The following is a 24763-nucleotide window of genomic DNA, read 5'->3' as shown; positions in this document are numbered from 1 at the left end:
AATAACAATGGAATCAAAGACTTTTACCGGCAGGCGCCGGGATGCTTAAACAAAACTGTTAAGCCCGGGAAACAGTCAGTTCTTCTTCGCATCCAGCAGCCGATGTTTTTCCAGCAGCCGGTACAGGGTTACCCTGGAAATACCCAGCATCCGGGCGGCCAGGGAAACGTTGTTGCGGGCATGGAGCAAGCCGCGTTTTATCGCCTGCAGTTCGGCCTGATCCCTGGCCTGCTCCAGGGTCGGCAGAGCACTGACGGCCTCGCCGCTTTCCAGACCCAGATCGGCGGCGGTGATCAAGCGGTTGTCGGTCATGACGATTGCCTTGCGTACCCGGTTGATCAGCTCGCGTACGTTGCCGGGCCAGTCGTGCCGGTTCATGGCGGAGATGGCCTTGCGGCTGAACCCACGCACCTTGTGGTGCTGGCCCTCGGTAAACTTGCGGAAAAAAAAGTTGGCCAGCAGCTCTATGTCTCCCTCCCGCTCCTTGAGATCCGGCACCTCTATGCTCAGCACATTGAGGCGGTAGTACAGGTCTTCCCGGAATTCCCCTTCCTTGACCTCCTCTTCCAGATCCTTGTGGGTCGCGGCGATCACCCTGGCGTCGATATAGAGGGTTTCGCTGCCTCCCACCCTTTCAATGGTTTCCTCCTGTAAAAAACGCAGCAAATTGACCTGTAACGGCAGTGGCAAATCGCCGATTTCATCCAGAAACAGGGTCCCCCCCATGGCGGCTTCTATTCGCCCTATCTTACGGCAGTGGGCTCCGGTAAAAGCCCCCTTCTCATGGCCGAACAACTCCGCCTGCACCAGGTTTTCCGGCAGGGCACCACAGTTGAGCGCCACAAAAGGCCCTGCCCGCCGGCGGGAGCGCTGATGGATAGCCCTGGCGATCAATTCCTTGCCGGTACCACTACTGCCGGTGATCAGCACGGTAGCATCCACCCCCGCCACCTTGCGGATCTGGCTGAACACCAGCATGATGGCGGGGCTGGCGCCCACCATCTGGCATTCTTCCCGGTAGCGGCGCTGTTCGTATTCCATGTCCCTCAGGCATCCCAATCCATGAGCATGACCCAGGGTAGCGGAAAGATATTGTGTCTTGTCCGCCAGGGGCAGGGTGTAGTAGTCGAAAAAATAATCGTGGATCAACTGACTGAAAGTGCCTTTTTCCACTTTATCGGCTTCAATCAGCGCTATCCAATGCAGCGGGGGTGATTCTTCCACCAGTTGTTCAAACGCGGCCTGCTGTTCGTCGGTCAGATCTCCCAAACAAACCAGCACCACCTGAAACTTGCATTCATAGATGGCCGCCCTGGCCTCCTGAATGGAATTGGCCTTGATGACCTGCCAGCCTTCCAGGCTGGCGGCTATACCCTCGTGCTGTTTTGCTGCAAGACAAAGATAAAGGACCTTTCTCGGTACCGTTTTCCCGTTATCCGCTTTATAGAGATGTTCGGATGTGGTTGTCATTGATCTGCGGCCCGTCCTGGAACAGATATCCACTAGTTTAGTACAGGCAGGTCAGGCAACAGGAAAAGCCGCCGCTATTGCTCCTCTCTCCTGGATGGCATCTATAGTTATGACAGGTGCAGCCAAGGATGGTCATCATGTACAACAGCTACTTCGGCCTCAGCGAGATGCCCTTTTCGATAGCGCCGGATCCCCGTTATCTCTATCTCAGCGCCCAGCACAGGGAGGCCCTCGCCCACCTGCAATACGGGCTGGGGTGCCCCGGCGGCTTCGTGCTGCTGACCGGAGAAGTGGGCACCGGCAAGACCACGGTTTGCCGCTGCCTGTTGGGACAGGTGCCGGAGCACACCGAGCTGGCCTTTATCCTCAACCCCAAATGCACCTCCCTCGAGCTACTGGCCGCCATTTGCGATGAACTGGCCATTGCGCTGCCGGCGCAGGCCAGCCTCAAGCAACTGACCGATGCCATCAACCATCACCTGCTGAATATCCATGGCCGGGGCGGCCAGGCGGTACTGATCATCGATGAAGCCCAAAACCTGTCCACCGAAGTGCTGGAACAGCTGAGGCTGTTGACCAACCTGGAGACCAACACCCACAAGCTGTTGCAGATCATCCTGCTGGGCCAGCCGGAACTGGCGGATAAACTGAAGCAACCGGAGCTGCGCCAGCTGTCCCAGCGGATCACCGCGCGCTATCACCTCAATCCGCTCGACTTCAACGAAATGCAGGCCTATATCGCCCACCGCCTGTCGGTGGCGGGGATAGAGGCCCAACTGTTTCATCCCGCCAGCCTGCGCCGTCTGTATCGGCTGACCGGAGGCATCCCCAGGTTGATCAACGTGATCTGCGACCGCGCCCTGCTCGGCGCCTATGTACAGCGGTTGCCCAGGGTCGATTTGGCCACGCTGGAACGGGCGGCCACCGAAGTGCTGGGCCAGCCGGCCAGCCGTTCGGCCCGGCTGCCCTTGGCCCTGGCTGCCGGTATATTCACGTTGGCGGTGGCCAGTATCCTGATGTTCAATCCCGGCTGGCAGCCAGGCCCCGTCGCCGCCCTGCTGGCCCGGGACGCACCGGCACAGAGCGGGCTGCACCCGGAGCCGTCCGAAGCGGCCGCCACCGGGTCCGGTATCATGGCCACTCAGGCTTCCGAGCCTGTTGCCGAGCCGTCGCCCGAGATGGAGCCGGCCGTCCCGGAAACCGCCCCGCCGCCGTCCAAATCCCCATGGCAGTGGCCGGCTTCGCTCGGTACCGATGCCAGCCAGGTCATGGCTTATCAGCATCTGTTTGCGTTGTGGGGGCTCGATTACGATCCCCTAGCCAACCCCGTGGTCTGCCGTTTCGCCCGGCTGCACCGGCTGGACTGCGCCTCTCAGAATGCCGACCTGGAGACCCTGCGGCGGCAGAACCATCCGGCGGTCTTTCGCCTGGAACTCCCGGAGCGAGAGTCGATCTACGCCACCCTTGACCGCATCGAGGGGGAAGAGGCGGAGCTGATGCTTGGCGGCCAACATATCCGGGTTCCCCTGAGCGAACTGGAAGCCCACTGGCCCGGCAGTTATGTGCTGCTGTGGCAACCGCCGCCCCGCTACCAGGCACCACTTTATCCAGGCAGCCGGGGTGAAGCCGTGGCCTGGCTGGAACAGCACCTGGCTCCCTGGCAGGGGCGACAACCTCGCCAGGTGCAGCATTACGACGAGGTGCTGGCCGGCGGTATCCGAGCCTTCCAGCTCAGCAAGGGGCTGGCCGCAGACGGTATATTCGGGCCGCAAACCGGCATTTATTTCAGCGCCAGCCTGCTGGAGGGCCTGCCCCGGCTGGGCAGGCAACAGGAGGAATCCCGTGTCCTATATCCTTGATGCCCTCAGGCAATCCGAGCGCCGCCGCCCTCAGCGGCCTGCCGGCACAGATCCCCATCCCTCCACCGGCCTTGCCCGGCCGGTGCCCCGCCCCCTGCGCTGGCCCTACTGGTTACTGCTATTGCTGCTGCTGGCCATGCTGGGGGCATACCTGCTGCTCAAGGGCTGGCTGACCCCGGCCCCGGACGTGACGGCGCAGGTCCCGGCTCCCCCGCCCGCCGCCGCCGCCACGCCGGCCCCCGGGCAGCAAGCGGATCCTTTGCCCATTATTATCGACTCGCCTCCGGTACGCATACTGGTCGATGAACCGCCTCCCCTTCGCCTGAACGAGCCCGCCCCGGCCAGGCAACCACAGGCCACAAGCCCTTCCCAGCCGACGCCGATCGCGCCCGCTCGCCCCCAGCCCTCTTTTGATCCCGGGGTGCCGGACCTGCGCGAACTGCCCACTTCCCTGCGTAGCCGGCTGCCGGAGCTGGTCATTTCGGTCCATATCTACTCGGACAACCCCGCCGCCCGCATGGCGAACATCAACGGCCAGATGCTGCGGGAAGGGCAAAGGCTCGGGCCCTTGCAGGTCAGGATGATCACCCCCAAGGGAGTCATCCTCGGTTTTGAGGAGCAGGAATTCCATCTGAACTCGGTGGGCGGCTGATCCCCATCCAGGACCATTTGCAGTGGCCCGGCCAGAGCCTACAATGGCTTCTTCTTTTTCCCACCAAGGAAATCCATGAGTCACTTTACCCTGCTGGTCGGCTCTACCCTCGGCAATGCGGAGGATCTGGCCGACGTACTGGCCCAAAACTTGCGGGATCGGGGGCATCAAGTGGTTATTCACACTTCTCCCCAACTTGATCACATCTTGATCAGGCCCGATCATTATCTGCTGCTGGTTTGCTCCACTCATGGTGCGGGGGATCCGCCCGACAATATCCAGCCCTTCTGTTCCGCCCTGGAACAGCAGGCACCGGCGCTGACCGGGCTGCCCTTTTTTGCCGTCGGGATCGGCGACAGCAGTTACGATAGTTTCTGCCAGGCCATACGCAGCCTGGACGATCGGCTGATTAGGCTGGGGGCGATCCGGCTCGGAGATCGACTGGAAATCGACATGGCCGACGACGATCTTCCGGAAAACAAGGCCCAGATCTGGCTCGATCGCGCCCTGAAGCAGGCGGAGATCCGCTGATATCGATCTCTAATCAAGATCCCCGCCGCCGATCGCCAACCTGGCGGCGGGATTCTTTCCACCGAGTTATCAACAGATCCAGCCCCGGGCATCATTCACGACCGCATCGATATCTTCAGATGCCTTGTTGATAACAAGGCATAAAACCGGTGTTAAACCTATAGTTATCCTATTAATCAATTTATTTTTGCCTGGTCTATGTGCATAACCAGTCTGGTTAGCCACTGTCCATACCCGACTGACCAGACTGTTGTCCACATCAATCGATCATGAGTAAGCTCATGATCTTCCAGATCAAAAGAGGCTTATTCACAGATCTGGGCGAGACTAATAATAGATCCAACAGAAGATCGATCTAGAGATCTAAGATCTATTAAGATCCCCGGATCCCCTTCCGATCCGGTTTCCATCACAAGGGTAAAACCGCTAAAATACCGCCCCTTGGGATCCTTTCGCCTGTCCGTTTCAAGAGTATCTGTTATGCAATATGAAGAATGGTTTGACGTCATTGTGGTCGGAGGCGGCCATGCCGGTACCGAAGCCGCCGCTGCCGCTGCCCGCATGGGAGCGAATACCCTGCTGTTGACCCATAACATTGATACCCTGGGACAAATGTCCTGCAACCCGGCCATCGGCGGGATCGGCAAGGGCCACCTGGTCAAGGAAATCGATGCCCTGGGTGGCATCATGGCCCGTGCGGCAGACAGGGCAGGGATCCAGTTCCGTACCCTCAACGCTTCCAAGGGACCCGCGGTGCGGGCTACGCGGGCACAGGCGGATCGCCAGCTGTATCGGCTGGCGGTCAGGACCATGCTGGAAAATCAGCCCAACCTGAAGATCTTCCAACAGGCCTGCGACGATCTGATCCTTGACGGCAATGTCGTCACCGGGGTTATTACCCAGACCGGACTCAGGTTCAGGGCAAAAACCGTCGTGCTCACAGTGGGAACTTTTTTGAACGGTTTGATCCACATCGGCATGGGTCACTACAAGGGCGGTCGTGCCGGCGATCCTCCCTCGATCGCCCTTGCACAACGGCTGCGGGAGCTGCCGTTGCGGATCGACCGGCTCAAGACCGGTACTCCGCCGAGGATCGATGCCCGCAGTGTCGATTTTTCGGTGATGCAGCCTCAGCCCGGAGACGATCCTGCGCCGGTATTTTCCTTTATCGGCAGCCGGGCGGATCATCCTCGCCAGGTGCCCTGTTACATCACCCATACCAATGATCGGACCCATGAGGTGATCCGCAATAACCTGGATCGCAGTCCCATGTATGCCGGGGTGATCGAGGGGATAGGCCCTCGTTATTGTCCGTCGATCGAAGACAAGATCATGCGTTTTGCCGACAAGGCCTCCCACCAGATCTTCGTGGAGCCGGAGGGGCTGACCAGCACCGAACTCTACCCCAACGGCATTTCCACCAGCCTGCCCTTCGACGTGCAGCTGGCGATCGTCCGGTCCATCCGCGGCTTCGAGCAGGCCCATATCGTCCGTCCCGGCTATGCCATCGAGTACGATTACTTCGATCCCCGGGATCTGAAGACCAACATGGAAAACAAGTGCCTGCACAACCTGTTCTTCGCCGGCCAGATCAACGGCACCACCGGTTACGAGGAAGCCGGTGCCCAGGGCCTGCTGGCGGGCCTTAACGCCGCCCTGCGCGCTTTCGGCAGGGAAGCCTGGTCGCCGCGCCGGGATCAGGCCTATCTCGGCGTAATGATGGACGACCTGTCCACTCTCGGTACCCAGGAGCCCTACCGCATGTTCACCAGCCGCGCCGAATATCGCCTGTTGCTGCGGGAGGACAATGCGGATCTGCGCCTGACCGAGGAAGGCCGCAAACTGGGCCTGGTGGACGATCACCGCTGGGCCCTGTTCTGCGACAAAGTCGAGCGCATTGAGCAGGAAAGCCAGCGTCTGCGCGGCACCTGGATTACCCCCAGGCATGCGGCGGCGGCAGCCCTTAACGAGAAACTGAAAACCCCGCTCAGCCGGGAACACAACCTCGAGGAACTGCTGCGCCGGCCTGAGCTGGACTATGCGGGCCTGATGTCGATTGAAGGCATAGGCCCTGGCATTGAGCATGAACAGGCTGCGGAGCAGGTGGAAATCCAGACCAAATACGCCGGCTATATCGAACGCCAGCAGGATGAAATACAGAAGCAGCTGCGCAACGAGCACACCCGGTTGCCGCTGGATCTGGACTATGCCGAGGTTCCCGGCCTGTCCAACGAAGTGGTGGCCAAGCTCAACCAGGCCAGGCCCGAAACCCTGGGCATGGCGTCGCGCATTTCCGGAGTGACCCCGGCGGCCATTTCCATCCTGTTGGTGCACTTGAAAAAGCGCGGCCTGCTGCGCAAATCGGCCTGAGGCGAACATGAAAGAAAAACTGCAACAATTGCTGGTCCGGGCAGACCTTCAGGCCAGTGATGATCAGCAACGGCAACTGCTGGAACTGGTGGCGCTGCTCGATAAATGGAACAAGGCCTATAACCTCACCTCGGTGCGCGACCCCAGTGACATGCTGGTGCGCCATATCCTCGACAGCCTGGTAGTGAGCCCTTACCTCGAAGGAAGGCGGTTTATCGACGTGGGCACCGGACCTGGCCTGCCGGGGCTGCCGCTGGCTATCGTCAACCCCGATAAACAGTTTGTGCTGCTCGACAGTCTGGGCAAGCGGATTCGTTTTATTCGTACCGTGGTGCATCAGCTGGGGCTGAAGAATGTGGAGGCGGTGCAGAGCCGGGTAGAGGATTTTTGCCCTGAACAAAAATTCGACGGCGTACTGAGCCGGGCCTTTGCTTCCCTGGACGACATGCTAAGCTGGTGCGCGCACCTGCCGACGGCAGAGGGCAGGTTTCTTGCGTTGAAGGGACAATATCCGGAGCAAGAGCTACAATCCCTGCCCGCTCATCTCGAATGTCACCGGGTGTATCCGCTGACCGTGCCCGAGCAGGAAGGAGACCGCCATCTGGTGGTCATCAAGCAAGCCAGCCAATAGGGGTTTCCGGTGGGAAAAGTCATTGCCATTGCCAATCAGAAAGGCGGTGTGGGTAAAACCACCACCTGTGTCAATCTGGCCGCGTCCATGGCCGCCACCAAACGCAAGGTGCTGGTGATCGATCTCGATCCCCAGGGCAATGCCACCATGGCCAGCGGTGTCGACAAATATCAGGTACCCTGTACCGCCTATGACCTGCTGGTGGACGAGTTGCCGGTCGAGCAGGTGGTGGAAAAGGAAACCAGCGGCGGTTATCACCTGATCGCCGGCAACGGCGACGTTACCGCCGCCGAGATCAAGCTGATGGAATTCTTTGCCCGGGAAGTCCGCCTGCGCAATGCCCTGGCTCCGGTGCGTGACTATTACGACTATGTATTCATCGACTGTCCGCCCTCGCTCAACCTGCTGACCGTCAACGCCATGTCGGCGGCGGATTCGGTGCTGGTGCCCATGCAGTGCGAGTATTTCGCTCTTGAAGGGCTGACCGCCCTGGTCGACACCATCAGCAAGCTGGCGGCCGTGGTCAATCCCGACCTCAAGATCGAAGGCATCTTGCGCACCATGTTCGATCATCGTAACCGGCTGTCGAACGAAGTGTCGGAGCAGCTCAAAAACCATTTTGGCGACAAGGTCTACCGCACCGTGATCCCCCGCAACGTGCGGCTGGCGGAAGCCCCCAGCCACGGCATGCCTGCCATGCACTACGACAAATCTTCTGTGGGGGCAAAATCCTATCTGGCGCTGGCCGGCGAAATACTGCGCCGGGCCGAGCACGCGCTTTCGAATCCGCAACCGGTGGAGCAGACAGCATGAATATCAAGCGACGCGGCCTGGGCAAGGGACTCGATGCCCTGCTCAGTACCAGTTCTGCCGCCAACCTGCGCCAGCAGCAGGCCGATACTCATTCCCGCGAGGGCGCGGGCGGTGAACTGCAAAGCCTTGCCCTGGGCGAACTGCGCCCGGGCAAATACCAGCCCCGCCGGGATATGTCCCAGGTGGCGCTGGAGGAACTGGCTGAGTCGATTCGCCAGCAGGGTATCATCCAGCCGATAGTGGTGCGTCCGCTTGAAGCCGGCGGTTATGAAATCCTGGCCGGCGAACGGCGCTGGCGGGCGGCCCGGCTGGCGGGGCTCGCTCAGGTGCCCTGTCTGATCAAGCCGGTGGAAGACCGGGAGGCTCTGGCCATCGGCCTTATCGAAAACATCCAGCGGGAAGATCTCAATGTTATCGAAGAAGCCCGCGCCCTGGCTCGCCTGATTGAGGAGTTTGCGTTTACTCACCAGACAGTGGCCGACGCCGTGGGGAAAAGCCGCAGCACGGTCAGCAACCTGTTGCGCCTCAATCTGCTCAACGACGACGTCAAGCAACTGGTGGAGCATGGTTCCCTGGAAATGGGCCATGCTCGGGCATTGCTGGCGGTGGAAGGTATCCGGCAGTCCGAACTGGCGCAGACCGTGGCTCAGCAAGGGCTGACGGTGCGGGAGACCGAGCGCCTGATCAAGCAGTTTCAGGTTCCCAGGAAGCCCAGGGTAGAGCAGCCCAGATCCCTGTTCATGACCCAACTGGAACAAGAATTTGGAGAAAAACTAGGAATAAAAGCAGAGATAAAGTCTACCCACAAAGACAAGGGTAAGCTGGTTATTTCATATAACTCATTGAGTGAGCTTGATAAAATAGGCCAGTTCTTTGGCTTGGGGGAAGAGCCCGACACCTGAACCCCAAGTGGCTATTGTAGTAATAAAACAACTACACCGCTGGCCGTGAAATGCTCGGAAAATGCGCGGAACTCCGTAAAAAATAAGGATTTCCTGCAATTGCATTTGCGCCGTTCACGGGTATAATTTGACCTGCTTTTTTGGGGCTTAACCGACGCTGCTGCAAGCTCGCCGGCCAAGCCCCTAACTGTATCAGGAGTTGTTGTGAAGCAGAAAAGGTGGCTCCTCAGTGACAGACAACTGGCGCTGTTGATTCTGTTTTACCAATTGCTCCTGGTGGTGGCGGTTTCATCCCTGTTTTTTTACTGGCAGGGCGAAGCGGCCGCCCGTTCCGCTCTCCTCGGGGGCGGAATCTACTGGGTTCCCCAATGCCTGTTCAGCGTTCGGGTGCTGGCACACAGTGCCAAACACGCGACGCCGCACAGTGTTGTGGCGAGCTTTTACAGCGGGGCAGGGATTAAGCTGCTAAGTACCGTCATGCTGTTTGTGGTGGTGCTGAAGTACATGGAGGTGAGTGCCTTGCCCCTGTACACGGCTTACGCCCTAGCATTGCTGATGCAGTGGATTCTTTCATTCACTCTCAACAACCGTTACTAGGAAAACACATGGCTGCAACAGGAGATGTCTTAACTTCCCAGGATTATATCTCTCACCACCTGGCTCACCTGCAGGTCGGTTCGGGATTCTGGGCGTTAAATATCGATTCTTTGCTTGTTTCCGTTGTCCTGGGAATGCTGTTCTTGTGGGGCTTTAGCAAGGTTGCATCCCGTGCAACCAGCGGGGTTCCGGGGAAGTGGCAATGTGCCGTTGAGCTGTTGGTTGAATTCGTGGATAAATCCGTCAAGGACGTCTTCCATGGCAAGAGTGCGTTGATCGCGCCCCTGGCGCTGACCATTTTTGTCTGGGTCTTCCTGATGAACCTGATGGACCTTATCCCGGTCGACTACCTGCCTTACGGTGCGCAATTGCTGGGTGTTCCTTACCTGAGGGTTGTTCCTACTGCCGATGTTAACGTGACCATGTCCATGGCGTTTGGTGTCTTTTTCCTGATCATTTTCTACAGCATCAGGATGAAGGGCGTGTCCGGCTTCGTTAAAGAGCTGACCATGCAACCGCTGAACCACTGGTCCATGATCCCCGTTAACCTGGTGCTCGAGACCGTGTCCCTGATCGCCAAGCCCATCTCTCTGGGCCTGCGACTGTTCGGCAACATGTATGCTGGTGAACTGGTGTTTATCCTGATCGCCGGTCTGTTGCCGTGGTGGTCTCAATGGACCCTTCATGTGCCCTGGGCGATATTCCATATCCTGGTTATCAGCCTGCAGGCCTTTATCTTCATGATCCTCACCATCGTCTACCTGTCGATGGCCTATGAAGAACATTAATCAAAGATAACAAAACTTTAACAAGCTGTCGTTCTAACCACTAACAATTGGAGAAGAAAACATGGAAATCATTTACATCGCTGCCGCCGTCATGCTGGGTCTGGCTGCCATCGCTGCTTCTATCGGTATCTCTATGCTGGGTGGCAAGTTCATGGAAAGCGCCGCGCGTCAGCCCGACATGCTGCCTGCCCTGCGTACTAACTTCTTTATCGTGGTCGGTCTGGTTGACGCCATCCCCATGATCACCGTTGGTATGGCTCTGTACCTGATCTTCGCCGTTGCCTAATGGCCGGTCTGTCAATCAGTTTGCTAACCAACTTTAAAGGAGCGTTGCGATGAACATGAACGCAACAATCCTCGGTCAAACGATCGCGTTTATCCTGTTCGTTTGGTTCTGCATGAAGTATGTATGGCCGCCCATCATGGGTGCCATCGAAAAGCGCCAGAAAGAAATCGCCGAAGGCCTGTCCTCGGCCGAGCGAGCCAAGAAAGACCTGGCCCTGGCGCAAAACAATGCAACCGAACAACTGAAGGAAGCCAAGCTGCAGTCCGCTCAAATCGTTGAGCAGGCCAACAAGCGCAAGGCCCAGATCATCGAGGATGCAACGCGTGAGGCCCAGGCCGAGCGTGAAAAAATTCTGGCACAAGCCCAGGCGGAAATTGAAGCCGAACGCAATCGTGTCAAAGAGGAACTGCGTAAGCAGGTTGCTACTCTTGCCCTGGTGGGTGCAGAGAAGATCCTCGAGCGTCAGATTGATGCCGCTGCCAACAGCGACATCGTTGAGAAAGTAGTAGCTGAACTGTAAGGGACATAGAGCTATGGAAATGAAAACCATTGCTCGCCCCTATGCCAAAGCAGCTTTCGATTTTGCCGTTGAGAAAAACGCGGTTGACAACTGGCTGTCCATGCTGACCTTTGCCGCCGAAGTGGCGCGGCACAAGGACATGGCCCAGGTGCTCAGCAGCGATCTGAACGCGGAAAAGATGGCCGAGGTGTTTTTGGCTGTCTGTGGCGAACAGCTCGATGAGCAAGGCCAGAACCTGATAAAGGTCATGGCCGTAAACGGACGCTTGAGTGTGTTGCCGGCAGTGGTCCGGGAGTTCTCCCTGTTGAAGGCGGAACTGGACCAGGAAGTGGAAGCCGATGTGGTTTCCGCCGCCAAACTGACCAAGCAACAAGTGGCCAAGATTCAGGCTTCCCTCGAGAAGCGCCTGGGGCGCAAGGTGAAGCTGAATTGCAGCGTCGACAAGGCCCTGATGGCCGGCATCATTATCAAAGCCGGCGACATGGTCATCGACGGAAGTGTTCGGGGCCGACTGTCCCGCTTGGCTGAAACGCTGCAATCTTGATTGGGGAATAGAGCATGCAACTGAATTCAACTGAAATTGCCGAGCTGATCAAACAGCGTATCGAGCAATTCAATGTTGTCAGTGAAGCACGAAACGAAGGTACCATCGTGTCCGTAAGCGATGGCATCATTCGTATTCACGGCCTTGCTGACATCATGCAAGGCGAAATGATCGAACTGCCGGGCAACCGCTTTGCCCTGGCGCTGAACCTGGAGCGCGACTCCGTGGGTGCCGTGGTGATGGGTCCCTACGCGGACCTGGCCGAAGGCATGAAGGTTCAGTCCACCGGCCGTATCCTGGAAGTACCGGTAGGCCGCAGCCTGCTGGGCCGGGTGGTCAACACTCTGGGTGAACCGATCGACGGCAAAGGCGCCATCGATGCCGACACCTTCTCTCCGGTGGAAGTTATCGCTCCCGGCGTTATCGACCGTCAGTCGGTGGATCAGCCGGTACAGACCGGTTACAAGGCCGTTGACGCCATGATCCCCATCGGTCGTGGCCAGCGGGAACTGATTATCGGCGACCGTCAGGTGGGTAAAACCGCCCTGGCCGTTGACGCCATCATCAACCAGAAAGACTCCGGCATTAAGTGTGTGTACGTGGCCATCGGCCAGAAAGCGTCCACCATCGCCAACGTGGTGCGCAAGCTGGAAGAGCACGACGCCCTGAAGAACACCATCGTGGTGGTGGCTTCTGCGTCCGAGTCCGCTGCCCTGCAATACCTGGCGCCCTACTCCGGCTGTGCCATGGGTGAGTTCTTCCGCGACCGCGGCGAAGATGCCCTGATCGTGTATGACGACCTGTCCAAGCAGGCCGTGGCCTACCGTCAGATCTCTCTGCTGCTGCGTCGTCCGCCGGGCCGTGAAGCCTACCCGGGTGACGTCTTCTACCTGCACTCCCGTCTGCTGGAGCGCGCATCCCGCGTGTCCGCCGACTACGTTGAGAAGTTCACCAAGGGTGAAGTGAAAGGCCAGACCGGTTCACTGACCGCGCTGCCGATCATCGAAACCCAGGCCGGCGACGTGTCTGCGTTCGTTCCGACCAACGTGATCTCCATCACTGACGGCCAGATCTTCCTGACCACAGAGCTGTTCAACTCCGGCATCCGTCCGGCGGTTGACCCGGGTATCTCTGTATCCCGGGTTGGTGGTGCTGCCCAGACCAAGATCATCAAGAAACTGTCCGGTGGTATCCGTACCGCCCTGGCCCAGTACCGCGAACTCGCGGCCTTTGCCCAGTTCTCTTCCGATCTGGACGAAGCCACCCGCAAGCAATTGAGCCATGGCCAGAAAGTCACCGAGCTGATGAAGCAGAAGCAATATCGTCCGATGTCCGTGGCCGAGCAAGCCCTGGTGCTGTTCGCTGCCGAAAACGGCTATCTGGACAATGTCGAGCTCAAGCTCATCACCACGTTTGAAGAGGCCCTGCTCGCTTACGCCAATTCAGAACATGCCGCCCTGATGGCGGAGGTCAACGAGCAAGCCGACTACAACAAAGATGTTGTAGCCAAGCTGACTGCGTTGCTGGATAGCTTCAAGGCTACCCAGTCCTGGTAACCATGTGGCAGCGTCAGCTGCCACCTGAATTGGAGAAGCGACATGGCCGGCGCAAAAGAAATACGCGGCAAGATCGGGAGTGTGAAAAACACTCAAAAGATCACCAGCGCTATGGAAATGGTGGCCGCCTCGAAAATGCGCAAGGCGCAGGATCGCATGGCCCACAGCCGCCCATACGCTGAAACCATACGCAAGGTGATAGGCCACATCGCGCAGGGGAACTTGGAATACAAGCACCCCTACCTGGAAGACCGCGAGGTCAAGCGCGTAGGCTTTATCATCATCTCGACCGACCGAGGCCTCTGTGGCGGCCTGAACATCAACCTGTTCAAAACCGCCATGAACGAAATGAAGGCATGGTCCGACAAGGGCGTGAGCATTGACCTCGGCCTTATCGGCAGCAAGGCGGTAGGCTTTTTCAACCGCTATGGCGGCAAGGTTATTGCGCAGGCAACCGGCCTGGGTGACAACCCGTCCCTTAGCGACTTGATCGGCTCCGTTAACGTCATGCTCGAGGCATACGACAACGGCGAGATAGACAGGCTGTATCTGGTGTATAACAAGTTTGAAAACACCATGGTCCAGAAGCCCAGGGTCGATCAACTGTTGCCTTTGCCTGCATCGGATGAAGAAGTCACCAGCCACAACTACAGCTGGGACTACATCTATGAACCGGATCCCAAATCGCTGCTGGACAAGCTGCTGGTGCGCTTTGTGGAATCCCAGGTGTACCAGGGTGTAGTGGAAAACCTGGCCAGCGAGCAGGCTGCGCGCATGGTGGCGATGAAGGCTGCCACCGACAACGCCGGCAACCTCATCAACGATCTGCAACTGGTGTACAACAAGGCCCGTCAGGCCGCCATTACCCAGGAACTGAGCGAGATTGTTGCCGGGGCCGGTGCCGTATAAAGGCAAAGGTATTCAAAGGTTTAGAGGATTTGACATGAGTAAGGGTATCATAGTCCAAATCATCGGCGCGGTCGTGGACGTGGAATTCCCGCAAGATGCGGTTCCTCACGTCTACGACGCACTGAAGATCACGACTGAAGGCCAGGGCCAGGGTCTGGTTCTGGAAGTTCAGCAGCAAATCGGCGGCGGTGTAGTACGCTGTATCGCCATGGGTTCCTCCGACGGCCTGCGCCGCGGCCTGGATGTGGAAAATACCAATGCGCCTATCCAGGTGCCGGTGGGCGTGAAAACCCTGGGCCGGATCATGGACGTGCTGGGCAACCCCATCGACGAAAAAGGTCCGGTAGGCGAAGAAGAGCGCTGGTCCATCCACCGCGAAGCCCCCAGCTACGAAGAGCAGTCCAACAGCACCGAGCTGCTGGAAACCGGCATCAAGGTTATCGACCTGGTTTGCCCCTTCGCCAAGGGTGGTAAGGTGGGTCTGTTCGGTGGCGCCGGCGTGGGCAAAACCGTAAACATGATGGAACTGATCCGTAACATCGCCATTGAGCACAGCGGTTACTCCGTGTTCGCCGGTGTGGGTGAGCGGACCCGTGAAGGTAACGACTTCTACCACGAAATGTCCGAGTCCAACGTACTGGACAAGGTATCTCTGGTATACGGTCAGATGAACGAGCCGCCCGGCAACCGTCTGCGCGTGGCCCTGACCGGTCTGACCATGGCCGAGAAGTTCCGTGACGAAGGTCGTGACGTGCTGTTGTTCGTGGACAACATCTACCGTTACACCCTGGCCGGTACCGAAGTATCCGCACTGCTGGGCCGTATGCCCTCCGCAGTAGGTTACCAGCCGACCCTGGCCGAAGAGATGGGCGTTCTGCAGGAGCGTATCACCTCTACCAAGACCGGCTCCATCACCTCCGTACAGGCCGTTTACGTGCCCGCGGACGACCTGACCGACCCGTCACCGGCCACCACCTTCGCCCACCTGGACGCGACCGTGGTACTGAGCCGTCAGATCGCCGCCCTGGGTATCTATCCGGCCGTTGATCCGCTGGACTCCACCAGCCGTCAGCTGGATCCGCTGGTAGTTGGCCAGGAGCACTACGAAGTGGCCCGTGGCGTGCAGACCGTGTTGCAGCGCTATAAGGAACTGAAAGACATCATCGCCATCCTGGGGATGGACGAACTGTCCGAAGACGACAAGCTGACCGTAGCCCGTGCCCGTAAAATCGAGCGTTTCCTGTCCCAGCCGTTCTTCGTGGCCGAAGTATTTACCGGTGCTCCCGGCAAGTACGTGTCGCTGAAAGACACCATCAGCGGCTTTAAGGGTATTCTGAACGGCGATTACGACACGCTGCCCGAGCAGGCGTTCTACATGGTTGGCTCCATCGACGAAGTGGTCGAAAAAGCCAAGAAACTGTAAGCCTCGAAGGAGGACCTGATGGCTGATTATAGCTTTCACCTGGACATCGTCAGCGCCGAAGAACGTCTGTACTCCGGCTCTGTCAGTGCGGTGACTGTCTCCGGCTCTGAGGGTGAATTGGGGATCCGTTATGGACACGCCCCCCTGCTGACGGCAATCCGTCCCGGCCTGGTACAGTACGTCACCAAGGCCGGCAAGCAGGAAGTCCTGTACGTTTCCGGCGGTATGCTGGAAGTGCAGGGCAGCAGTGTAATGGTTTTGGCCGACACTGCGATTCGCGCCGAAGATCTGGATAAAGCCAAGGCCGAAGAAGCCAAAAGAGCGGCGGAAGCCAAGCTGCATGGTTCGTCTCATGACACCGACTATGCGGAAGCAGCCGCCGAGCTGGCCCGGGCTATGGCAAAACTGCGAGTGCTGCAGTTGGTTAAGAAAAACGTGCGTTAAGCCTAACGTGCGAAAAAGCGACCTCAGGGTCGCTTTTTTTTTGTAAAAAAATCAGAATAACCCGCAGCAGAATTCAGCAAACAGAGATGGGATTATCAAGCTTATGAGTATTCAGGCGGTTATTCTGGCGGCGGGCAAGGGCACCCGTATGCGCTCTTCCCTGCCCAAGGTGCTGCACCCGGTGGCGGGCAGACCCATGGTGAGCCATGTGCTGGCGGCGGCCAGGGCCTGCGGCGTGGACGGCATCCACCTGGTCTACGGCCATGGCGCCGACCAGCTCAAGGCCAGGATCGAGGAACCCGGCATCACCTGGGTACACCAGCAGGAGCAACTGGGCACCGGCCATGCGGTGGCGGTGGCGCTGCCGGATCTCGACGACGACGACAGGGTGCTGGTGCTCTACGGCGATACCCCCCTGTTGCAGGCCGACACCCTGGGCCGGCTGCTGGCCGCCCATCCCGACAACGGTATCGCCCTGCTCACCGTCCGGCTGCCCGATCCCACCGGCTATGGCCGGATCGTGCGGGAAAATGGCAAGGTGGTGGGCATCGTCGAGCAGAAGGACGCCAGCCCCGAACAGCTGGCCATCGACGAGGTCAACACCGGGGTGTTGGTGGCCAGGGCCGGACAGCTCAAGTCCTGGCTGGGCCGGCTCGACAACGACAACGCCCAGGGTGAGTACTACCTGACCGATATCTTCGCCATGGCCCATGCCGAGGGCTGCGATATCAATACCGTGCACCCGGCCAGCACCGCTGAGGTGGAAGGGGCCAACGACCGGCTGCAGCTGGCCGGCCTGGAGCGGGCCTACCAGCGGATGCAGGCCGAGCGGCTGATGCGCGAAGGGGTAACCCTGCTGGATCCGGCCCGCTTCGATCTGCGCGGCGAGCTGAGCGTGGGCGAAGAGGTGGTGATCGACGTCAACGTCATCATCGAAGGCGAGGTACGGCTGGGCAACCGGGTGCGTATCGGCGCCGGCGCCATCCTTAAAAACTGCGTGATCGGGGACGACGCCGAAGTGAAGCCTTACTCCCTTATCGAGGGTGCCGAACTGGGCCAGGCCAGCAGCGCCGGCCCTTTTGCCCGGCTGCGCCCCGGCGCCGTGCTGGCGGAAGATGCCCACGTGGGCAACTTTGTGGAAATGAAAAAGGCCCGGCTGGGCAAGGGCTCCAAGGCCGGCCATCTGAGTTACCTGGGCGATGCACAGGTAGGCGATAAGGTGAACATCGGCGCCGGCACCATCACCTGCAACTATGACGGCGTAAACAAGTTCCAGACGGTGATCGAGGACGGCGTTTTCGTCGGCTCCGATACCCAGCTGGTGGCCCCGGTGCGCATCGGCAAAAACGCCACCCTGGGCGCCGGCTCCACTATCACCAAGGACGTGGCCGAGGCCGAGTTGGTGATCACGCGGGTGCCCCAGCGCCATATCAAAAACTGGCCCAGACCGGTTAAAAAATAGCTATAAGCTTTAAGCTTGAAGAGAGACGGCGCGGCTGCGATTTCACAGCCGCGTTTTTTTATTTCCTCGGCGCTTCATAGCATTAACTCTGCTCCGTATTCTTCCAGCTTTAGTTCTTGATCGTTTATCTTTTGATCTGCTAGCATTCGGTTTCGATTCGAAACTTAGTGCGACCATGTCGAAACGCAATACCCAACAGCGCCGTCATATCATCGTCTCCCTGCTCAACGAGCGGGGCGAACTGACGGTGGACGAGCTGGCCCGCCGCTTCGAGACCTCGGAAGTGACCATCCGCAAGGATCTGGCTGCCCTGGAGAAGAACGGCCTCTTGCTGCGCCGCTACGGCGGCGCCGTGCCGGTGCCCAGCGAAATGGTGGCTGAGCACGGCGGCGAGCCGGTTTCGAAACGAAAGCAGGCCATCGCCCGGGCGGCGGCGGCGCGCATCCGCGATCACAACCGCATCATCATCGACAGCGGCAGCACCACGGCGGCGCTGCTCGGCGAACTCGGCAGCAAGCACGGCCTGGTGGTGATGACCAATTCGCTCAATATCGCCAATGCCCTGCGCGAACTGGAGCCGGAGCCGACCCTGCTGATGACCGGCGGCACCTGGGATGCATCATCCGAGTCGTTTCAGGGCCAGGTAGCGGAGCAGGTACTGCGCTCCTATGACTTCGATCAGCTGTTTATCGGCGCCGACGGCATCGACATCCAGCGCGGTACCACCACCTTCAACGAACTGACCGGCCTGTCGCGGGTGATGGCGGAAGTGGCCCGGGAGGTGGTGGTGATGGTGGAGTCGGACAAGATAGGCCGCAAGATCCCCAACCTGGAGCTGCCCTGGACGGCCATCCACACCCTGATCACCGACGGCGGCCTGTTGGCCGCCGCCCGAGAACAACTTGAACAGAAGGGCATTAACCTGGTTATTGCCCCCGAACACTGAGGATTTGACTATGTGCGGAATTGTAGGGGCGGTTGCCCAGCGGGACGTGGCGGAAATACTGGTGGAAGGCCTGCGCCGCCTGGAATACCGGGGGTATGACTCGGCCGGGGTGGCGGTGATCGACAACGAGGGCAAACTCGGCCGGATGCGGCGCCTCGGCAAGGTGCAGGCCCTGGCCGATGCCCTGAATGAGCAGCCGCTGGCCGGCGGCACCGGCATCGCCCATACCCGCTGGGCCACCCACGGCGAGCCCTCGGAACGCAACGCCCATCCCCATGTGTCCGGCGATATCACAGTGGTGCACAACGGCATCATCGAAAACCACGAGGAGCTGCGCGTCGAATTGCAGGCCAAGGGCTACGAGTTCGTGTCCGACACCGACACCGAAGTGATTGCTCACCTGGTGCACTGGCACCGCCAGCACTGCGACTCCCTGCTGGCGGCGCTACAGGCCACGGTAAAGGAATTGCGCGGGGCCTACGGTACCGTGCTGATGGACACCAGGGATCCCTCCCGGCTGGTGGTGGCCCGCTCCGGCTCGCCCCTGGTAATCGGCCTGGGCCTGGGCGAGAACTTTATCGCCTCGGATCAGCTGGCGCTGCTGCCGGTGACCCGCCGCTTCCTGTTCCTGGAGGAAGGGGACGTGGCCGAGGTGACCCGCCGCGATATCCGCATCTTCGATGTGAACGGCGCGCCGGTGGTGCGCGACGAGCTGGAGTCCGACGTATCCCACGATGCGGGCGACAAGGGCGAATACCGCCACTACATGCTCAAGGAAATCTTTGAGCAGCCCAAGGCCATCACCGACACCCTGGAAGGGCGCATTGCCGACAATCATGTGGTGGTGGAGTCCTTCGGCAACGGTGCCCGCGCCATTTTTGAACGGGTGGAGCATATTCAGCTGATTGCTTGCGGCACCTCCTACCACTCCGGCATGGTCGCCAAATACTGGTTCGAGGCCCTGGCCGGGGTGTCCTGCGATATCGAGATCGCCTCCGAGTTCCGCTACCGCAAGTCGGTGGTGCGGCCCAACAGCCTGCTGATCACTCTGTCCCAGAGCGGTGAAACCGCCGATACCCTGGCGGCGCTGCGCCTGGCCAAGGCCTCCGGCTTTATGAGTAGCCTGGCCATCTGCAACGTGCCCGGTTCTTCCCTGGTGCGTGAGTCCGATCTGGCGTTCATGACCCGGGCTGGCGCCGAAATCGGCGTGGCTTCCACCAAGGCCTTCACCACCCAGCTGGCCGGCCTGCTGATGCTGGTGGCCGCCATCGGCCGCTGCCGCGGCAACATGGATGCCGACACCGAAGCCCGGCTGGTGCAGGCGCTGCGCAGCCTGCCGGCCCATATCGGCGAGACCCTGGCGCTGGCCAGGGACATCGAAGCCCTGGCGGAAGAGTTTGCCGACAAGCACCACAGCCTGTTCCTCGGCCGCGGTGATCAGTACCCCATCGCCATGGAAGGGGCGCTCAAGCTCAAGGAAATCTCCTATATCCATGCCGAAGCCTATGCCGCCGGCGAGCTCAAGCACGGCCCGCTGGCGCTGATCGACGCCGACATGCCGATCATAGTAGTGGCGCCCAACAACGATCTGCTGGAAAAGCTCAAGTCCAACGTGGAAGAAGTCCGCGCCCGGGGCGGCATCCTCTATGTGTTCGCCGACAAGGAAGCGGGCTTCAAGGGCGACGCCACCATGAAGGTGATGCCGCTCAACCACGTGGATGAGCTGATCGCACCCATCGTCTACACGGTGCCGCTGCAACTGCTGTCCTACCATGTGGCCCTGATCAAGGGCACCGACGTCGACCAGCCCCGCAACCTGGCAAAATCGGTCACGGTTGAATAAGAAAGACGGTAGGGTAGATAAAAACATGCCGGGGCTTGCCCCGGCATGTTGTTTTCGGCATGGCTCTTACTTCAGATCGAAACGATCCGCGTTCATCACCTTGGTCCAGGCGCTGACGAAGTCCTTGACGAATTTCTCCTTGGCGTCGTCCTGGGCATAGACCTCGGCGTAGGAGCGCAGTATCGAGTTGGAGCCGAACACCAGATCAACCCGGGTGGCGGTCCATTTCACCTTGCCGGACTTGCGTTCGACGATGTCGTACAGGTTGGTGCCGGCCGGCTTCCAGCTGTAGGCCATGTCGGTGAGGTTGACGAAGAAGTCGTTGCTCAGTACGCCGACCCTGTCGGTAAAGACCCCATGCCGGCTGCCGCCATGGTTGGCGCCCAACACCCGCATGCCGCCCACCAGCACTGTCATTTCCGGTGCTGTCAGACCCATCAGCTGGGTGCGATCCAGCATCATTTCTTCCGGCGTGACCACATAGTCCTTTTTCAGCCAGTTGCGGTAACCGTCGTGTAGCGGCTCGAGTACCTCGAAGGACTCCACGTCGGTCATTTCCTGACTGGCATCGCCCCGGCCCGGCGCAAACGGAACCGTGATATTGACCCCCGCATCCTTGGCGGCTTTTTCTACCGCAGCTGTACCGCCCAGCACGATGAGGTCGGCCATACTGACGTTCTTGGCAAGGCCGGCCTGGATATTTTCCAGTACCCTCAGGACGTTTTGCAGCCGTTTGGGTTCGTTGCCTTCCCAATCCTTTTGCGGTGCCAGGCGGATGCGTGCGCCGTTGGCGCCGCCCCGATAGTCGGAGCCGCGGAAAGTGCGGGCGCTGTCCCAGGCGGTGGCAACCAATTCGCCGATGCTAAGGCCGCTGACCAGGATCTTTGCCTTGATATCGGCAATGTCGGTGTCGCTCAGGCGGTAGTCGACGGTGGGCACGGGATCCTGCCAGATTAGGTCCTCGGCGGGAACATCCGGACCCAGGTAACGGCTCTTGGGTCCCAGGTCCCTGTGAGTCAGCTTGAACCAGGCCCGGGCGAACACATCATCGAAATAAGCGGGGTCCTGCTGGAAACGCTCGGAGATTTTGCGGTACTCAGGATCAACCTTGAGTGCCATGTCGGCGTCGGTCATCATCGGCATGCAGCGGATGGCAGGATCTTCCACATCTACCGGCTTGTCCTCTTCCTTGATGTTCACCGGCTCATACTGCCAGGCTCCGGCAGGGCTTTTGGTCAACTGCCACTCATGGTTCAGCAGCATGTCGAAATAGCCGTAATCCCAGCGGGTAGGATGCGTGGTCCAGGCTCCTTCGATACCGCTGGTGACGGTATCTCGGCCGATGCCGCGGGTTTGATGGTTCATCCACCCCAACCCCTGTTCTTCCAGGCCGGCGGCCTCAGGCTCGGGGCCAAGGTTAGCGGCGCTGCCGTTGCCATGAGCCTTGCCGACGGTGTGGCCGCCGGCGGTCAGCGCCACGGTTTCTTCATCATTCATTGCCATGCGGGCAAAGGTCACTCTCATATCCTGGGCGGTTTTCAGCGGATCTGGCTGACCGTCAACACCTTCCGGGTTGACATAGATCAGCCCCATCATTACTGCTGCCAGCGGGTTTTCCAGATCGCGCTGGCCGGAGTAGCGGCTGCCTTCACTGCCCGATTTGGCCAGCCACTCTTTCTCTGATCCCCAGTAGGTGTCCTTTTCCGGGTGCCAGATATCTTCGCGGCCGCCGGCGAAACCGAAGGTTTTAAAGCCCATCGATTCATAGGCCATGTTACCGGCCAGTATCATCAGATCGGCCCAGGACAGACGGTTGCCGTATTTTTTCTTGATCGGCCAGAGCAGGCGCCGTGCCTTGTCCAGGTTGCCGTTATCGGGCCAGGAGCTGATGGGCGCAAAACGCTGATTGCCGGTATTGGCGCCACCCCGGCCATCGGCGATGCGATAGGTCCCGGCCGAGTGCCAGGCCATGCGGATCATCAGGCCGCCGTAGTGGCCCCAGTCCGCCGGCCACCAGTCCTGGCTGTTGGTCATCAGATTCTTGAGGTCCTGCTTGACCGCGTTCAGGTCCAGCTTTTGGAATTCTTCGGCGTAGTTGAAATCTTCGCCCAGAGGGTTGGTCTTGGCATCGTGCTGATGCAGGATGTCGAGATTCAGTGCCTTGGGCCACCAGTCCATGATGGCGGTGCCGGTGGTGGTATTTCCGCCATGCATAACGGGGCACTTGCCGGAAGGTGTGTTGCTGTGTTGACTCATCTTGAACGTCCCTTATCGCGTTGGTGTGGTAACAAAGAGTCGTCGCCGGCCCGGGCGGGCCCTTGGTTTGTCTTGCTTATTCAGAGAATAGACCATGCTGCAGGTACGCAATTTGCTAAATTAGCAACCCCAATCTACCCAGATGGAGGTAAAGATACCAAGGGTTTCGTTTGAGTTGCTTAAATACTGAGATCTGTGTCAGGTGTATCGGAGTGCGGGCCCCTGCTCGGGATTCCATACACAGGCAGTGGTAAAGCCGTCAACGTTCTGCTACCTTTTTTGCCTGTTTAGTATTTTGTGACACTTTTTCTCTTACTCTGCTGCTATGGCGGTATCCCTCCCTTATCGGTAATACATAAAATGACAGTCCTAGAGCATGTGTTGGTGATAGCCCTGTTGGTGGCCATCAGCTCCTTTTTCTCCGTTTCCGAAATCGCCTTGGCGGCAGCACGCAAGATGAAGCTGAGGCTGATGGCCAGTGATGGCAACGCCAATGCCGAGAAGGTGCTGCTGCTGCAGGAGCAGCCAGGTAACTTTTTTACCGTAGTGCAGATCGGCCTCAACGCCGTCGCCATCCTTGGTGGTATTTTGGGTGAGGCAGCCTTTACGCCCTTTGCTCGCGAGGTGCTGGGGCTGTTTTTTGAGGGGGCCTGGGTCGACAAGACCGCCTTTGTGATGTCTTTCTTTATTGTGACTTCGTTGTTTATCCTGTTTGCCGATCTCATGCCCAAACGACTGGCGATGATAGCGCCCGAGCAGATAGCCGTTGCCGTGGTCCGTCCCATGGGCTTTTTTATTGTTGTGCTCAAACCCCTGGTGTGGTTTTTCAATGGCCTGGCCAACCTCTTCTTCCGCCTGTTCCGGGTGCCGACCATGCGTCAGGACGAGATCACACCGGAAGACATCATTGCCATGATGGATGCTGGCGCCCAGGCTGGGGTATTGCAGGAGCAGGAGCACCATCTGATCGAAAATGTGTTCGAGATGGAATCGCGCACCGTTACCTCCGCTATGACTGCGCGGGAGAGCCTGATTTATTTCAGCCTCAGTGAAACCCAGGACAGCATCAAGGGTAAAATTGCCGAGCATCCCCATGCCAAGTTCCTGGTGTGCGAGGACAGCCTGGACAGGGTCATCGGTTATGTGGACTCACGTGATATCCTAATGCAGGTACTGCACCAGCAGCCGATATCCCTGCAGAAGGAGGGCATCATCCGCACGCCCCTGATCATTCCTGATACCCTGTCCATGTATGAAGTGCTGGAACACTTTAAGAGCACGGGAGAAGACTTCGCCATCATCATGAACGAATATGCCCTGGTCGTGGGCATCATCACCCTCAAGGACGTGATGAGTATTGTCATGGGCGAACTGGTGCATTCCGAGGAAGAACAAATTGTGGCCCGGGACGACAGCTCCTGGTTGGTGGAAGGGCTGACACCACTGGCGGACGTGATGCGGGTGCTGGACATCGACGGCTTTCCCGATGATGAAAACTACGAAACCATCGCCGGTTTCATGATGTACATGTTGCGCAAGATCCCCAAACGCACCGATTTCGTTTTGCACGCCGGTTATAAATTCGAAGTGGTGGATATCGACAGCTATAAAATAGACCAGCTGTTGGTGACCCGGATAGGCCAGCCCGAGCCGGTTCCTGAGGAGAAAAGAGAACAAAATAGCCGTTCTGGTTGATTTTCGTTCGAATGATGCTAAAAGTGGGCTTTTTCACCAAAAAGCCCTTGCGCAAATCCGGCGGCTCCCTATAATGCGCCCTCACTGACACGGCACAACACGCCAACGTCAACAAGCAGTAAAAACTTCGGTTTAACCGCTTGACGAACACCAAGGATTGCGTAGAATACGCAGCCCTGACCCGATAACGGTCAACGCTCTTTAACAATCTATCAAGCAAACTGTGTGGGCACTCGCAGTCGATTGGGAAACAAAAAATACTGTTT

General features: G+C 58.9%; 22 protein-coding genes. 20 read left to right on the top strand and 2 right to left on the bottom strand.

Annotation, left to right across the window (positions count from 1 at the left end; translation table 11 throughout):
- Positions 1 to 75: 75 nt before the first annotated feature.
- On the bottom strand, positions 76 to 1470 hold the full coding sequence (locus C7I36_RS10450; protein ID WP_106453662.1) for a sigma-54 dependent transcriptional regulator: 1395 nt from the start codon (positions 1468 to 1470) through the stop codon (positions 76 to 78).
- A gap of 137 nt (positions 1471 to 1607) precedes the next feature.
- Here C7I36_RS10450 and C7I36_RS17870 point away from each other — a divergent pair, with 137 nt between their 5' ends.
- The 19 genes from C7I36_RS17870 to glmS all read left to right on the top strand — a co-directional run bounded on the left by C7I36_RS17870 (position 1608) and on the right by glmS (position 20546).
- Positions 1608 to 3329, top strand: coding sequence for an ExeA family protein (locus C7I36_RS17870; protein WP_106453661.1), 1722 nt, complete (start codon positions 1608 to 1610; stop codon positions 3327 to 3329).
- Positions 3313 to 3981, top strand: coding sequence for a general secretion pathway protein GspB (locus tag C7I36_RS10440; protein ID WP_106453660.1), 669 nt, complete (start codon positions 3313 to 3315; stop codon positions 3979 to 3981). The genes C7I36_RS17870 and C7I36_RS10440 overlap by 17 nt, the downstream gene beginning before the upstream one ends.
- A 75-nt stretch (positions 3982 to 4056) precedes the next feature.
- Positions 4057 to 4512: a flavodoxin domain-containing protein gene (locus tag C7I36_RS10435; protein ID WP_106453659.1), complete on the top strand. Its 456-nt coding sequence runs from the start codon at positions 4057 to 4059 to the stop codon at positions 4510 to 4512.
- A gap of 480 nt (positions 4513 to 4992) precedes the next feature.
- Positions 4993 to 6882 (top strand): tRNA uridine-5-carboxymethylaminomethyl(34) synthesis enzyme MnmG, encoded by a 1890-nt coding sequence (gene mnmG, locus C7I36_RS10430; RefSeq protein WP_106453658.1) that lies wholly within the window; start codon positions 4993 to 4995, stop codon positions 6880 to 6882.
- 7 nt (positions 6883 to 6889) lie between these two features.
- A complete protein-coding gene (gene rsmG / locus C7I36_RS10425; RefSeq protein ID WP_106453657.1) occupies positions 6890 to 7513 on the top strand; it encodes a 16S rRNA (guanine(527)-N(7))-methyltransferase RsmG in 624 nt (207 codons plus the stop codon).
- A gap of 9 nt (positions 7514 to 7522) precedes the next feature.
- Positions 7523 to 8326, top strand: coding sequence for a ParA family protein (locus tag C7I36_RS10420; RefSeq protein ID WP_106453656.1), 804 nt, complete (start codon positions 7523 to 7525; stop codon positions 8324 to 8326).
- Positions 8323 to 9228, top strand: coding sequence for a ParB/RepB/Spo0J family partition protein (locus C7I36_RS10415; RefSeq protein WP_106453655.1), 906 nt, complete (start codon positions 8323 to 8325; stop codon positions 9226 to 9228). The genes C7I36_RS10420 and C7I36_RS10415 overlap by 4 nt, the downstream gene beginning before the upstream one ends.
- Positions 9229 to 9432: 204 nt before the next feature.
- Positions 9433 to 9825 carry an ATP synthase subunit I gene (locus tag C7I36_RS10410; protein WP_106453654.1) on the top strand — a complete coding sequence of 131 codons (393 nt, stop codon included), beginning with the start codon at positions 9433 to 9435 and terminating at the stop codon, positions 9823 to 9825.
- Positions 9826 to 9833: 8 nt separating this feature from the next.
- Positions 9834 to 10613 (top strand): F0F1 ATP synthase subunit A, encoded by a 780-nt coding sequence (gene atpB / locus C7I36_RS10405; RefSeq protein ID WP_106453653.1) that lies wholly within the window; start codon positions 9834 to 9836, stop codon positions 10611 to 10613.
- Between the two features lie 61 nt (positions 10614 to 10674).
- Positions 10675 to 10899, top strand: a complete 225-nt coding sequence (atpE, locus tag C7I36_RS10400; protein ID WP_094038960.1) for a F0F1 ATP synthase subunit C — start codon at positions 10675 to 10677, stop codon at positions 10897 to 10899.
- A gap of 49 nt (positions 10900 to 10948) precedes the next feature.
- Positions 10949 to 11419, top strand: coding sequence for a F0F1 ATP synthase subunit B (atpF, locus tag C7I36_RS10395; protein ID WP_106453652.1), 471 nt, complete (start codon positions 10949 to 10951; stop codon positions 11417 to 11419).
- 13 nt (positions 11420 to 11432) lie between these two features.
- Entirely contained in the window at positions 11433 to 11963 is a 531-nt protein-coding gene (gene atpH / locus C7I36_RS10390) for a F0F1 ATP synthase subunit delta (protein WP_106453651.1), read from the top strand.
- 14 nt (positions 11964 to 11977) lie between these two features.
- On the top strand, positions 11978 to 13519 hold the full coding sequence (gene atpA / locus C7I36_RS10385) for a F0F1 ATP synthase subunit alpha (protein ID WP_106453650.1): 1542 nt from the start codon (positions 11978 to 11980) through the stop codon (positions 13517 to 13519).
- Between the two features lie 42 nt (positions 13520 to 13561).
- Positions 13562 to 14428: a F0F1 ATP synthase subunit gamma gene (gene atpG / locus C7I36_RS10380; protein ID WP_106453649.1), complete on the top strand. Its 867-nt coding sequence runs from the start codon at positions 13562 to 13564 to the stop codon at positions 14426 to 14428.
- Positions 14429 to 14462: 34 nt separating this feature from the next.
- The gene (gene atpD / locus C7I36_RS10375; protein ID WP_106453648.1) at positions 14463 to 15851 is read left to right on the top strand and encodes a F0F1 ATP synthase subunit beta; all 1389 of its coding nucleotides are present in this window, start codon (positions 14463 to 14465) and stop codon (positions 15849 to 15851) included.
- A gap of 18 nt (positions 15852 to 15869) precedes the next feature.
- The gene (locus C7I36_RS10370) at positions 15870 to 16295 is read left to right on the top strand and encodes a F0F1 ATP synthase subunit epsilon (protein WP_106453647.1); all 426 of its coding nucleotides are present in this window, start codon (positions 15870 to 15872) and stop codon (positions 16293 to 16295) included.
- Between the two features lie 103 nt (positions 16296 to 16398).
- Complete coding sequence (gene glmU / locus C7I36_RS10365) at positions 16399 to 17757, top strand: bifunctional UDP-N-acetylglucosamine diphosphorylase/glucosamine-1-phosphate N-acetyltransferase GlmU (RefSeq protein ID WP_106453646.1); 1359 nt, start codon at positions 16399 to 16401, stop codon at positions 17755 to 17757.
- A gap of 175 nt (positions 17758 to 17932) precedes the next feature.
- A complete protein-coding gene (locus tag C7I36_RS10360) occupies positions 17933 to 18703 on the top strand; it encodes a DeoR/GlpR family DNA-binding transcription regulator (RefSeq protein WP_106453645.1) in 771 nt (256 codons plus the stop codon).
- Positions 18704 to 18713: 10 nt separating this feature from the next.
- The gene (gene glmS, locus C7I36_RS10355; RefSeq protein ID WP_106453644.1) at positions 18714 to 20546 is read left to right on the top strand and encodes a glutamine--fructose-6-phosphate transaminase (isomerizing); all 1833 of its coding nucleotides are present in this window, start codon (positions 18714 to 18716) and stop codon (positions 20544 to 20546) included.
- Positions 20547 to 20612: 66 nt separating this feature from the next.
- Here the strand turns inward: glmS and katG are convergent, their stop codons facing one another.
- Positions 20613 to 22802, bottom strand: coding sequence for a catalase/peroxidase HPI (katG, locus tag C7I36_RS10350; protein ID WP_106453643.1), 2190 nt, complete (start codon positions 22800 to 22802; stop codon positions 20613 to 20615).
- Between the two features lie 360 nt (positions 22803 to 23162).
- Between katG and paeA the strand changes: the two genes are divergently transcribed.
- A complete protein-coding gene (paeA, locus tag C7I36_RS10345) occupies positions 23163 to 24497 on the top strand; it encodes a polyamine export protein PaeA (RefSeq protein ID WP_106453642.1) in 1335 nt (444 codons plus the stop codon).
- The last annotated feature ends 266 nt before the right edge of the window (positions 24498 to 24763 follow it).

This window comes from Zobellella taiwanensis (assembly GCF_003012795.1).
GTDB classification, from domain to species: Bacteria; Pseudomonadota; Gammaproteobacteria; order Enterobacterales; family Aeromonadaceae; genus Oceanimonas; species Oceanimonas taiwanensis.
The sequence above is the reverse complement of the archived record's forward strand: the minus strand, read 5'-3'. Positions and strand labels throughout refer to the sequence as shown.

Coding starts and splice junctions, on each gene's coding strand:
- paeA (WP_106453642.1), top strand. CDS start 23,163: ATGACAGTCCTAGAGCATGTGTTGGTGATAGCCCTGTTGGTGGCCATC.
- atpF (WP_106453652.1), top strand. CDS start 10,949: ATGAACATGAACGCAACAATCCTCGGTCAAACGATCGCGTTTATCCTG.
- C7I36_RS10450 (WP_106453662.1), bottom strand. CDS start 1,470: ATGACAACCACATCCGAACATCTCTATAAAGCGGATAACGGGAAAACG.
- glmU (WP_106453646.1), top strand. CDS start 16,399: ATGAGTATTCAGGCGGTTATTCTGGCGGCGGGCAAGGGCACCCGTATG.
- C7I36_RS10435 (WP_106453659.1), top strand. CDS start 4,057: ATGAGTCACTTTACCCTGCTGGTCGGCTCTACCCTCGGCAATGCGGAG.
- atpH (WP_106453651.1), top strand. CDS start 11,433: ATGGAAATGAAAACCATTGCTCGCCCCTATGCCAAAGCAGCTTTCGAT.
- mnmG (WP_106453658.1), top strand. CDS start 4,993: ATGCAATATGAAGAATGGTTTGACGTCATTGTGGTCGGAGGCGGCCAT.
- atpG (WP_106453649.1), top strand. CDS start 13,562: ATGGCCGGCGCAAAAGAAATACGCGGCAAGATCGGGAGTGTGAAAAAC.
- katG (WP_106453643.1), bottom strand. CDS start 22,802: ATGAGTCAACACAGCAACACACCTTCCGGCAAGTGCCCCGTTATGCAT.
- C7I36_RS10360 (WP_106453645.1), top strand. CDS start 17,933: ATGTCGAAACGCAATACCCAACAGCGCCGTCATATCATCGTCTCCCTG.
- C7I36_RS17870 (WP_106453661.1), top strand. CDS start 1,608: ATGTACAACAGCTACTTCGGCCTCAGCGAGATGCCCTTTTCGATAGCG.
- atpB (WP_106453653.1), top strand. CDS start 9,834: ATGGCTGCAACAGGAGATGTCTTAACTTCCCAGGATTATATCTCTCAC.
- atpD (WP_106453648.1), top strand. CDS start 14,463: ATGAGTAAGGGTATCATAGTCCAAATCATCGGCGCGGTCGTGGACGTG.
- rsmG (WP_106453657.1), top strand. CDS start 6,890: ATGAAAGAAAAACTGCAACAATTGCTGGTCCGGGCAGACCTTCAGGCC.
- atpE (WP_094038960.1), top strand. CDS start 10,675: ATGGAAATCATTTACATCGCTGCCGCCGTCATGCTGGGTCTGGCTGCC.
- C7I36_RS10415 (WP_106453655.1), top strand. CDS start 8,323: ATGAATATCAAGCGACGCGGCCTGGGCAAGGGACTCGATGCCCTGCTC.
- C7I36_RS10370 (WP_106453647.1), top strand. CDS start 15,870: ATGGCTGATTATAGCTTTCACCTGGACATCGTCAGCGCCGAAGAACGT.
- glmS (WP_106453644.1), top strand. CDS start 18,714: ATGTGCGGAATTGTAGGGGCGGTTGCCCAGCGGGACGTGGCGGAAATA.
- atpA (WP_106453650.1), top strand. CDS start 11,978: ATGCAACTGAATTCAACTGAAATTGCCGAGCTGATCAAACAGCGTATC.